Origin of the sequence: Bradyrhizobium altum (assembly GCF_020889705.1) — a bacterium.
Classification (GTDB): Bacteria; Pseudomonadota; Alphaproteobacteria; order Rhizobiales; family Xanthobacteraceae; genus Bradyrhizobium; species Bradyrhizobium altum.
Map to the genome: position 1 here is coordinate 1 of NZ_JACMYP010000276.1, position 11,280 is coordinate 11,280.

6 protein-coding genes and 2 pseudogenes are annotated in these 11,280 nt (G+C 61.2%); 1 reads left to right on the forward strand and 7 read right to left on the reverse strand.

The window, feature by feature from the left end; all coding sequences use genetic code 11:
* Positions 1 to 1,832 (reverse strand): annotated as a pseudogene (locus tag H8B02_RS39485) (hypothetical protein); the annotation flags it as partial.
* A 444-nt stretch (positions 1,833 to 2,276) separates the two neighbouring features.
* Complete coding sequence (locus H8B02_RS39490; RefSeq protein ID WP_229171125.1) at positions 2,277 to 2,942, reverse strand: helix-turn-helix domain-containing protein; 666 nt, start codon at positions 2,940 to 2,942, stop codon at positions 2,277 to 2,279.
* Between the two features lie 180 nt (positions 2,943 to 3,122).
* Here H8B02_RS39490 and H8B02_RS39495 point away from each other — a divergent pair, with 180 nt between their 5' ends.
* Entirely contained in the window at positions 3,123 to 4,292 is a 1,170-nt protein-coding gene (locus tag H8B02_RS39495; protein ID WP_229171126.1) for a Fic family protein, read from the forward strand.
* 351 nt (positions 4,293 to 4,643) lie between these two features.
* Here H8B02_RS39495 and H8B02_RS39500 read toward each other — a convergent pair whose 3' ends face one another.
* The 5 genes and pseudogenes from H8B02_RS39500 to H8B02_RS39520 form a co-directional block, all read right to left on the reverse strand.
* Positions 4,644 to 4,964, reverse strand: a complete 321-nt coding sequence (locus H8B02_RS39500; protein ID WP_018454792.1) for a DUF736 domain-containing protein — start codon at positions 4,962 to 4,964, stop codon at positions 4,644 to 4,646.
* Positions 4,965 to 5,971: 1,007 nt separating this feature from the next.
* Positions 5,972 to 6,894, reverse strand: a pseudogene (locus H8B02_RS39505) (DUF2493 domain-containing protein).
* A gap of 377 nt (positions 6,895 to 7,271) precedes the next feature.
* Positions 7,272 to 8,333: a DUF7146 domain-containing protein gene (locus H8B02_RS39510; RefSeq protein WP_229171127.1), complete on the reverse strand. Its 1,062-nt coding sequence runs from the start codon at positions 8,331 to 8,333 to the stop codon at positions 7,272 to 7,274.
* On the reverse strand, positions 8,323 to 8,523 hold the full coding sequence (locus tag H8B02_RS49175) for a hypothetical protein (protein WP_376711767.1): 201 nt from the start codon (positions 8,521 to 8,523) through the stop codon (positions 8,323 to 8,325). Before H8B02_RS49175 ends, H8B02_RS39510 begins: the two co-directional genes overlap by 11 nt.
* A gap of 492 nt (positions 8,524 to 9,015) precedes the next feature.
* Positions 9,016 to 10,209 (reverse strand): DUF932 domain-containing protein, encoded by a 1,194-nt coding sequence (locus tag H8B02_RS39520; protein ID WP_229171128.1) that lies wholly within the window; start codon positions 10,207 to 10,209, stop codon positions 9,016 to 9,018.
* Positions 10,210 to 11,280 lie beyond the last annotated feature (1,071 nt).

Sequence of the window (11,280 nt, forward strand, 5' to 3'; positions counted from 1 at the left end):
GACTCAAGACTGCCATAGATGTCCGAACGAGCGCTGGCAGGCAGTGCCGGCGCAGACTGCGCATCGTGACGCCACTCGTCCGGTGTGGGCGCATTCAGATCGATCAGTGACTCAAGGCTGCCATAGATGTCTGATGGAGCCCTAGCCGGCGGCGCTGGTGCGGTGAAGCTCAGCTCGGGGAAATCGAAATCGGACGGCAACGACGGCAATGACCATGTGGAGATCGAATCCGCAGGCCTTTGCGGCGAGCCGGGCTGCTGAGCGAGCTCTGCGACAGGCGAACCCGGCGGCTCATAAGCTTCCAGCCCGAGCGCCGCGTTCGCCTCGCGAAGTTGCAAGTAGTTCCGAAGGGACGTCAGATCCAGATTATACATTCTAGCTCCAGATAGCCTGAACTCCTCAATTTCCTTCTGCAACATTTCCCTCTGCTCTGCCGTCCCGTTGAATCGGCTAACTATACTCCCCTTCTCCTCCATCTGGAGCCAGTGACTGAGCGCACGAAGGCGATAGGCGCGGTCATATATATCAAACTTCTGTTTTCTTGAACTCCTGGGTCCAAGGTCGCGCAGGCCTTTGCGCTCCGCCTCGTCGATGACCTCGGTGTCGGCCTCGTAAGGGTGTAGGATACGGCGTCCCATGACCTGCGAGCCGGGTCCGATCGGTCCGAATTCGTCACGCCCGGGCAAAAGCCTCCGGAGATGAGACAGCGCCGCATCGAGGCGGTTTTCAGGGTCGCCCTGCTTGTTCTTGTACTCCACGATGTCGTCGGCCAGTAGATCGTCTCGAAAGCGAGAAGCCATGGACGGCTTGTTGTTCTCGAGGAGCCACTTAGCAAGCCCCCTGAGACTGTAGACATTTTTGTCGATGGTCTTTTTGTAAGCTCCTTCCCGCTTGGCCGCCGCTCGGAACCTTCCCAGGAGGTCTCCGTCTTCGCGATGGAGGTCCGGGCTTAGCTCGGCTAGCGGCGGGAGGCTCCCGGGCTTTAGCTTGTTCGCTGAGCGCACGACGTTCGAGGGGCCACCGCCCTTCAGATAGTCCCACACGTCGGCCAAAAAGGAATCATGGCCAGGAGAGTTGGGATCGAGCCGGCCCGCCATAGGGGCCCTATTGTTCTGGCGAAGCCAGATGCTTAAAGCATACAGAGCAGCTCCGGCCCCCGCGATGGTGCCTTGGGGTACGCCTCTGCCCCGGGCTGCTGCCTTGAGGTCGGAAACAAGAGCCTCATCCTCAGCAAACGGCTCGCTGCGGTCGCGCTTGGCGTAATCGAGCCGAAACACTGTGTTCGCCACGAGTTCTGGTTGCGGCGGCAAAGCACCCGGCGCCCCCCCACCCCGATCCAGCCCGAACGCTTGCCCGAGCTTCGAGCCAATGCGCGACATCCATCCGCTTCGCCTGCTACGCGCCGCGGGGGCGGCTACCGGCGGCGCCGCCTCGGACGTGTAACGCATGCCGCTGACCTCGCTGTCCCGCAGTGTAAACGGCAACGGCATTTCACTCGAAGCGCCGAAGGGAGCCCGAGGGACCTCAAGGCCGTAGCGCGAGCTGCCGAACAGGCTGTCCAGCTGCGACACCGGCAGCGAATGGCCGTGGCCGGTGCCCCCGGTCCTTCCAACACCCGCTGCAGGGCCTGCATCGGGCGAAGCAGCCTCCGTAGAGCCCTCATCAGAGGAGCTCACCTGCAACTCGTCCAGCCGCCGCTCAAAGCTCTCTTGCTGGCTTGTGTTGTCGGGTTGTTGCTCCGCCTGCTGCCGAGCCCTGAGCTCGGCGTACTGCTGAGCGAAGTCCGGAGCGAACGAGTTCAACTGCCAAGGCTGGAAATAGGAACCATCCATACTACTCTCCATTTGGCTCTGGCGAATGTGCGCAGCCGAGCTCAGATCTGACGTGAGGGAGATGAAGCTAACTGCGCGAGGGCGACGGAGGCGCTAGCCGCGAACGGGTCGAGGTTGGCGCCAGCAGATTACAAACCATCGGCCCTCCACCAAAAGGGACACCAATCCCGCTTTCGATTGCTCGGAGCAGGAGAGCGTTCCGACTACAGTCAAGAGGCGACGTCGCCGCTTGGCAATCTGGTCTCTGAGCTATCAGGGTGAGCTTTCGATAAGCTGACGAGCCTCAGAGGGATTCACAATGAGCCAAGAGTGCTCGCGGGCTGGAGTAGCCCCTTCGGGTAATCCCAGGCAGGCACGAGGCGTGCGATGAATAGTAGAGTCGAGGAGAGGCGCGGTGACGCGTTTCGGATCTCCGAACGCTTTGGGTTCGCCACTGCTACGCCTTCATGGATTAGAATGCCTGAGATGTCGACGCGCACCATAGGTCTCGATCACGCGGCCCGCGCTGAGGCGCTGCGAAGCGCCAACTTGACGGCGTAGCACTTCCCGCCTTTCAAGAACGAACTCCGTAAGCGGGCCTTCGTCGTCGGCGACTTCGAGCCCCTCGTCGAAGCCCTTATGCTTGGCAAAATAGGCCAATGCTGCTTCAGGGCTCAGTTCTCCGGGGATTGACCATTCATCCTCTTGTGCCGGGTCAAACAGCGGTGTGGCCCGCCGCAGGGTGTACCAATGAACCCTGTCCGAACCGTCGTTGGCAGGCTGCCGGGTGAGTATCTCCAAGGCTTCTACAAGGCTCTTTCGAGAGGCCGAGAGACGCTCAATGTCGGTGTCGGTCTGGTCGATTCTGCCGGCACGCGTAGTTTCGCCGCCGGTCATTTTGCCCGAGCGCAACATGGCCAGTTGCTTGTCGATCAGCTTGATACTGTCGAGATAGCCTATTGCCGTTTCCAGAATAACCGTGACAGGCCCGGGGATTTCGCGTTCGCCGGCTTCCCATCGGCGCACCGTGCGCCCATCTTCAACCCGCACGATTTTGGCCAGGGCGTCGGCGCTTAGTCCAAGCGCAGCGCGCGCATCCTTCAAAGCTTCCGGCGTTCTGACGAGGGTCATAAAACCCTCCTAGGGCCATTGGACCTAGCTATGATGTAGGTCCAGCTAGCCCTAAGAAGCAAGAGTTCCATCTTTTTTTGCCTTTTGAAGCGGCAACAAAAGCGGCAAAACAAGCGGAGAAAATCTTATATAACTATTGAATATTGCTATATATTTTATTGGCAAAGGAAGCGGCAAAAAATGAACATATCAGCAATGGAACCACTCCTGCCCGAGGATCGGCAGGAACTCGAAGATCTGGCGACCGACCTGGTCGCTAAGGCCAACACACTGGCTGGCCGCCTCCACCCGGTGATGCGGGCCTCGGTAGGCGACTTGGTGCGCTCGATGAACTGTTACTACTCCAACCTCATCGAAGGCCACAACACACTGCCCATCGACATTGATCGAGCACTGAACAACGACCTGGCCAAGGAGCCAGAGCGCCGCAGTCTGCAATTGGAGGCGCGCGCTCACATTGAAGTCCAGCGGATAATCGATCGCGGCGAAGCCCCCTCGCCCGCGCTGTCCGTCGGCTTCATTATCTGGACGCACAAAAACTTCTGCGAGCGCCTGCCCGAAGAGTTGCTGGTCGTCGACCATCCCACGACCAAAGAGAAGATCAAGATTGTCCCCGGCGAACTTCGTAAGGACCATGTGAGAGTGGGGCGTCACATCCCGCCCGATCCAGCCGATCTCCCCGCATTCCTGAAGCGTTTTGCCGAAGGATATTCGTCCCCGCACCTTTCGAAGCTGCGCAAGATTATCGGCGTTGCAGCATCACACCATCGCCTAGCTTGGATTCACCCGTTTTTGGACGGCAATGGCCGCGTGACACGCCTGTTCTCACATGCGCTCTTGCGCGAATTGGATGTCGGCTTCGAGCTTTGGGCCGTTTCGCGGGGACTTGCGCGGCGGGTCGCCGATTACAAAGCAAATCTGCAGGCAGCAGACGAACCGCGGCGCGGTGATCTTGATGGCCGCGGTAATCTCACAATGTCGGGACTTGTCGGATTCTGTACGTTCTTCCTGACCATGTGCGTCGATCAAATCGACTTCATGGCCGGACTCCTGGAGCCCGAAGAATTACTGAGGCGTATGGAAATCTGGACCGAAGAGGAAACGCGCGCAAAGCGGCTTCCAAAGGGCGCTTGGCCTTTACTGCGCGAAGCGGTGATGGCCGGAGAGTACGCACGGGGTAATGCGCCTGCCCTTACGGGATACGAAGAACGCCAAGCGCGAACGGTCCTCAATGCCCTTATTGAAAAGGGCTACCTGGTTTCACCCACGACGCGCTCGCCAGTGAAGCTCGGATTCCCCACAGCCGTGGTCGATCGATGGTTTCCTAGACTGTACCAGCCGGTCGGCTGAATTCCCGGCGGGTGACGCCGGGCGCGACCATCGTAAAATCGTAAATACGATTCTAGCTCAAGTATCGCTCCTCACCATGCATCCTCCGGAAACCAAAAAAAGCTTTCGATGTGGCGGTCGAAGGCTTTCCGGATGTGTCGCACGTGGGTGGGACGATAAGCGCCCGCCACGTCGGCGCGATTGAGCGCGCCGACGTCTCAAAAAGCGTCACCGCATTCGGACAAATTGCTGGATCGGGCTCGAACGGGGAGTTCTCCTCAAGACGGCGGCGCGGACAGGCAAATCGTAAGCCGCCACAAACCCGCGGCGAAGCGCCCCGCCGGATCAGCGGGGCGCAGCACTCGGCTGAACTCACTCGCCGTTCTTGCGCGGCCGCGACCAGAGAAGCGTGTAGCCTTCGCCGCCTTCGTCGTCGAACAGGTTCGCGTAGATCGGTGCATTGAACGAGGGGTCATCGAGCTTGAGCGAGAGGTAATCGCGGCCCTCTTCGGAGCGCTTCGACCAGGCTGCGCCGATCTCGGCCCGGCCCACGTAGATGCGGTGGCTGGGAGCGTTGTCGTTGGAGCGGTTGGTCTCGGCGACGATACGGACGCCCTTGGCTTGCAGGCTCAGGGTGACAATCTCGCCCTGGAAATCGTTGCCCACCTTCTTAAAAGAACCGATGTTAGCCATGTCACTTCTCCTGTTGTGTTTCGAGCCCGCGACCACCGCGGCCTCGATGGCGATCTAAAGGCAGAGGACGATCGGCGACGCACCCCTTGCGGGCCGGAGCGCAGCGGAGGACGCCGTTGTTGCGGCTTTCTTGCCTCGCGAGGAATGGGCGAAGCCCAGGGGAAGAAAGCCGCATCAACGGCGTTGCGGCTCAGACGATCGAGGCGGAGCCGGTCCTCGGCCAGATAAGCCATCTAAGAGGCCACGTGCGTCCGCGTGCTGAATCGCAAGCTCGGGAGAAGACTTGGCAAATCTCGGTTGAGTTGCACAAGAAGTTGAAAAGATTCAGCGAACAAAGAGAAACAATCTGCCGCAAAGGGCGGTGTCGTCCCCGAGAGAACGATCGAGAGCAACGCGACGCGCCAAGCGGCTAGGTGGGCCGGCCAAGATCTAGGCAGCCTGGTCGAAGCGTTCCGAATAGGGGCCGACAACCTCTCGCTCTAATCACCTTGACCCCGTTTCAATATGGTGATCCAGGCGGACCTGTTCGACGAGCAAGGTGAGGATCATCCCTCACGCGCGGCGGCCGTGAGAATGGTTAAGAAGGGTGCTCCACCAGTCTAGCCGGCTCGAACAGGCGGGTCTGGGCAAGTAGGAACAATCATGCGCGTCCAGGTCGCGCCGCCAACGCAAAATGCGTCGCCCCCCTGTTCTGCGCAAGCGGGAGCACCGGATTGTAGCCGGCAGTGGCAGCTGGAACAGCGAATGCGGCCGCGATCACGACGCGCGAAGTCACGGACGAGTAACAGCGACGGCAGGCTCACCGACGACAAATGTCAGCGCCCCGGCGGCCGGTGGTGTGAAGACAAGACCAGGTGCGAGCATGGTGGCGTCGTCCGCATGGATATGCAATCGCGCTCTCCACCACCGTCACCGCGGCGCAATTTCAGATACAAAGACTGGATGAGGCGGAGTTGCGAGGCGTCCAACTCCGCTTTGATGGTTTGGAGAAGAGAGGACGACGACGCTCACGCGTCGCCGAACTTCCACACTGGGATCCCGAAACGCTTCGCCTTGTCCGCGAGGTTGTCCTGGATTCCGGTACCCGGAAAATGCATGACGCCGATCGGCAAGAGCTCGAGCATGGCATCATTGCGCTTGAAGGGTGCTGCTTTGGCGTGCTTCGTCCAGTCGGGCCTGAAGGCGATCTGGGGCACCTTGCGGGTCGTCGCCCATTTGGAAGCGATCAGTTCGGCCCCTTTGGGTGAGCCACCATGGAGCAGGACCATGTCGGGATGCTTGGCGTGAGCTTTGTCGAGGCGATCCCAGATGAGGCGGTGGTCGTTGAATTCGAGGCCGCCGGTGAGTGCGATCTTCGGTCCTGCCGGCAACATGACCTCGGTCTGGGAACGGCGCTTGGCAGCGATGAAGTCGCGGGAGTCGATCATAGCTGCCGTGAGCGTGCGGTGGCTCACCAGCGAGCCCGACCGAGGACGCCAGGACGAGCCGGTGTGAACCTCAAATTGGTCGACGCCTGGTCGCGAAAGATTTCCAGGCAATTTCGGCGCTCGATCAACGTGATGCCTTCCGCCGTCAGGCGCTCGAGCTCGACCGATCGCACCTCTGACCCATCCTGCTCCCGCTGGCTCCTGTGCTGCGCTTGTTCATTGTCGTCGAGCTGGTGTTCGATGCGAGCGACGGCACGATGGAACAGGTTGACGGTTGACCAGAGGAGTTCGTCGAGGTCCGGTTCAAGCCGCGTATTGCTCAGAGTGGCAACCAAAGCGTCGAACATGTCGACTATGGTACCGGCGATCATCTTGCTCTCGGGGAGAGGTCTTGAATCTGGCTGGTCGTCGAAGGGGCGATAGCCGAACAGCTGCAATTCGCCGAGGACGTGTTCGGTCGGAGACGGGACGTGCGTCGGTTCGATGTCGTCGTGGTCGGTCATCGGAAGAGATCCTTTTGGCGGATTGGCCGCGCCCATCGCGGCCTTCGTGGCGATCACTCAGACGGTGGGCGGACCGGGCCAGAACCCGGAGCGGCTTGTCCGCCCAAGCCCGGCAGGGCGCGAGCGGGAGCGGAGGGCTGAAGCGGCAGCGGAGGATGGCGAAGACCGGCTATTTTGCTTCGCGATGCAAAGCGCGCTCGCCAGATCGCGATCGTGTCTTCTCATCGCCTGCGCGCGGCGGAAAATAGCCGGACGCAGCCATTGCCGGCCCGGGCAGCTTGCCGTCCGATCGCCCGCTAGAAGGCCGGGGTCGCGTCCTCTCAGCCAGTATGGCCTCGGCTATGAGCGACCTTTCCCCATCGGTCGAACTACCGCAGCTACTCGGCGTCGATCGTGGACGAGCGCAGGAAGCGGGCGGCATCGTCGGGAACGAGTTGAAGCCGCAACGCTGCCCGGAGGGCCTCAAGGCCGAAGATGTGCAGATCTTCATTGAAGTCGCCCAGCCGAGGCGACAGCGCGATCGCTTCAACGCCTGCGTCTTCCGCGCGACGGGTAACGATCGCCTGTACGGCGTCTCCGGCGGCATCGGCATCGCGGGCGATATAGAGTCGACGCAGGCCGGACGGCAGCAACATGGCTGAGAGGTGATTGGCCGAAAGCGCAGCAGCCATCGGCAAGGTCGGCAGGACGCAGCGCAGCGACAGTATGGTCTCGATGCCCTCGCCGGCAGCAAGCACGTCATCCACCAGGCCGAAACGAACAGCGTTACCGAGCAGGTCGCCCATGGCCCGCCGTGGGGTGTCGATGGGAGCCTTGCCGAGCCGGACGCGATCAAAGCCGTCTGGATCGAGCCAAGTGCGATGCACGCCGCAGATCCGCCCATTAAGATTCGTGACGCTGGCTATCATCGCTGGCCACGTTTCCGTCGGCAAATGCTCGTCTGGTCGATAGTAGCACCGTGGATGGAAGCGTAAGCTGCCGCCATCGTGGATACTGACTATTCCGCGACGCCGCAAATAAGCTTCAACCACCGTACCGTCGATTGGGCTGGACATTGCAAACAGGCGACGGGCGGCTTCCTGCGATCCCGCCATAACTGCTGGACTGACGGCTTTCGGGGCAGATTGCTGCTCGGAAAGAGGTAGCGTTAGAAAGCGTCTTGCCTCCTCGGTAACCTTGCGAAAATCTCGCAAGGCCAGACTTTCGCGGATGATATCGAGCAGGTCGCCATGTTCTCCGGTGGCGGCATCAGTCCACTTTCCGGCGGGCCCCTTCGTCGATTCCTGGAGCCGCACGAACAACGAACGTCCTGGCGTGTTGTGGACATCGCCAACCACCCAGTACCGCCCCACCCGCTTGCCATTGGAGAGATAGTGTCGGCATACTCCCTCGGCCTCGCGCGCGAGGCGGCGTGCCAGCTCTGAGGCATCAAAGGCCATCACGCGCCCTCCCGCTCACCGAAGCGCCAACCAGATAGCTATCGAGCACCTTCGCCACGACCGCCACACCGCTTGCGTCGGTGCAGACGCCGGCTTTGACCCGGCCTACATTCTTCTGGCTCAAGAGGAGTTTGCTGAAGGGAATGTCGCTCGACGGCGACAGCTTGATCTTCTGAACGGCGTTTGCCATGCAGCTTCTCCGAACTGGGCGGCCGGGAGCCTCTCTCTCGGCCTCCAACCCGTTCATGGACAAGCCTGTCCTGCTCTCGCTCTGGCTTTTGGCGGCAAATGGCGCCCCTTGGCGGCTGCCGTGCTATCGGAAAAACCAGGACGCGCCGTTCACATCCCGGATCGAATGAAGCTCAAAATGGCTGGCGCCGGTAGCACAGGCGGTTATGTTAACTGCCCATGAGCCATGACGTTTGGGTGGACGCGAAGCTGAACGCACGAACGCGTCTTCGTGGCGGCGATATGGGCCGATCGTGTTGTCGCGAGAAGCCCGATATTTCGGATGTCGTCGTCGCAATCCTATTCGCGGATCTTAATCCCGCAAGCGATCCGGAACCGCCCGGACCTGTCAGCCCGCGATGGACATGACCGCGAGAGAGCGGCGCCCATGCACCCGTGAATAGAAAAGGTGGACGTGCCAGGCCGGAGACCTAGATCTCCGGCCTGGCCGACATTAGGACGCCCGGTCGAGCAACTTCTTGGCCTTGGCTTCCATGTCCAGGCGGACATCTTGATGCGGCTTGTCGCGCGCGACCGCGGTGATGCCCTGCACGAAATCGAAGATGCTTTCAGGCGGGCGGCCTTCCTCCGCCAGCACTGCGTCAATCACCTTGCCTGTCTCGGCCTTGGAGAAGCCGCGGCGGCGCAGAAACTCGGTGCGATCCTCGTCACTGCGTGCCACGATCCGCTCGCGGGCGGCCTTGATGCCGTTGACGAAAGGCATGGGTGAGGAGTTGGCGAAGTTCGACAGTGCCGGGGCTGCCTCGTGAGCAAAGCGCGAGGCTGCATATTTGGAATGGCGGATGGTAATCTCCTCGAAATCTTCCACGCCCCACAGATTGCGATTTTGACAAACCGCACGAAGATAGAAGCTCGCCATGCCGAGCGTCTTCGCGCCAACTTCCGAGTTCCAACAATAGAAGCCTCGGAAATAAAGGTCTGGCGAGCCGTCACGAAGACGACCAGCTTCGATCGGGTTCGCGTCATCGACCAGAAAGAGGAAAACGTCCCTGTCCGACGCATAGAGGGTCGTCGTGGCCTTGGAAATGTCGACGCCGGGATTGTAGATGCTGGTTGACCAGTCGAGCACACCGGGCACCTTCCACCGTGTATCGCCTGTGCCATTGCCAGCGATGCGCTGTACGGCCTCGACCAGCTCGTGGTCGAAGATCCGGCCATAGTCGGGACCGGTGACGGCGCGAAGCTCAACACGGCTATCCTCGGTCTCGAGCGTCTTGATCTGCTCGACGCGATTGGCGGTCAAGCCATATTGCAGGTTGATGGCCGCGAGTGCCGCAGGCAACTGCCTCAGGTAAGCCGCCGGAGCACCAACCTGGCTTGCAAGCTGGCCGAAGCTCCAGTGGGTCGGCGCAACTGGTGTGTCGGAGCCGGGCAACATCAAGGCCAGCCGCTCAGGGTCGGCACGGCTTGCGTCGACATGGATGAGCGCGCATTCGACCACGCGCGTCCGGCTGCGGCTCGCACGATCGTGCACCGTGCGGGCCAGTTCGTTGAGCGACAAATAACGCTCATCTGCCGGGCGGGAGAACCACTCCGAGGACACCCGACCGACGCGCTCGCCGCGACTCACATCCACTCTGTATCCGCCGCTCGCAATGCGGCTGCCATCAACGATCTGCGTATTCATGGGAGCAATCTCCATGACGGGCGCCGGAAGACTCTCCTCCGACCCTCAACCCGTCATGGCCAAGGCCGCCCCACTCTGCCTCTCCTGTTTCATCGGCCGCCCGGCCCCATGACATTCCGCCCCGCCGCAGCTTCCGTCAGGGATGGAAGCCCGAAGGGTGAAAACCCGACGCAAGGCGGGGTTTCAGCGCCAGCCGACAGCCCGCTCCCGCAGGGAGACGGCAACAAACCCAGGAGTTCGGTATCCGCTCGCATCGACGTTGTCGGCATCGATGCAGTCAAGTTCGAAGGATAAGCGGCGGTGAGGACGCGCGGCTCAATGTATCCACCGGCGAGACGTTTGAATGACCCATCACTTTTGCTTCGCTGGCGGCTCCCGGTTCGATGTCGGTCAGTAGCGATAGTCCCCGCCAGATCGCGGTATCTCCCAGATGGCCCGGTGCAAGGCGTTGCCCGCGCGGGCTGCTCACGGTGTCGCCCTACCAGATTGCGGCGGCGGAACATACCGGTTACGGAAGAGGCGAATGTCCCATGGTCCTCCCGGACCCCGCACGACCGTATAGGGCACACTATTGATCTCGATGGTCGTCTGCGCTGGTTCGAACTCGGCAGTAAGCCGTGCTGACCTGACTGAAGAATCAGGGAAGCAGGGCCGGTTGATCACGATGGACCCAGTTCGGGCCGACAACAGGCCCGAAATCCAGATGCCACGAGTTATTCATTGGCCCTGTTGCTGCGATCCAGTCGCTGGTGACGGCGTGAAGGCTCGGCGGAAGACGAGAGTCCGGCGGCTTCTTGATTCTGAAAGCCGAGTTCGCGGGACGGACCCACAACAGACGGCCCGGCTTGCTGGCCGTGCTGAAGCGCGAATGCGTGGGCGAATTCGCGCACCGTTGAGTCGTCGCTGCGTATTCTGTCGCGCGGGGCTCCAGTCGCGCCAACTCGAGGAGAGCGCGCTGGCGACGCAGGTTCTCCTCCGAAGCAGTGAAACTCAAGCTGCGGCTGGTGTCTGCGCGGCGGCGATCAGGGTGAGACTCCAGCGACAATCAAGGTGAGACTGCGCCGATGGGGG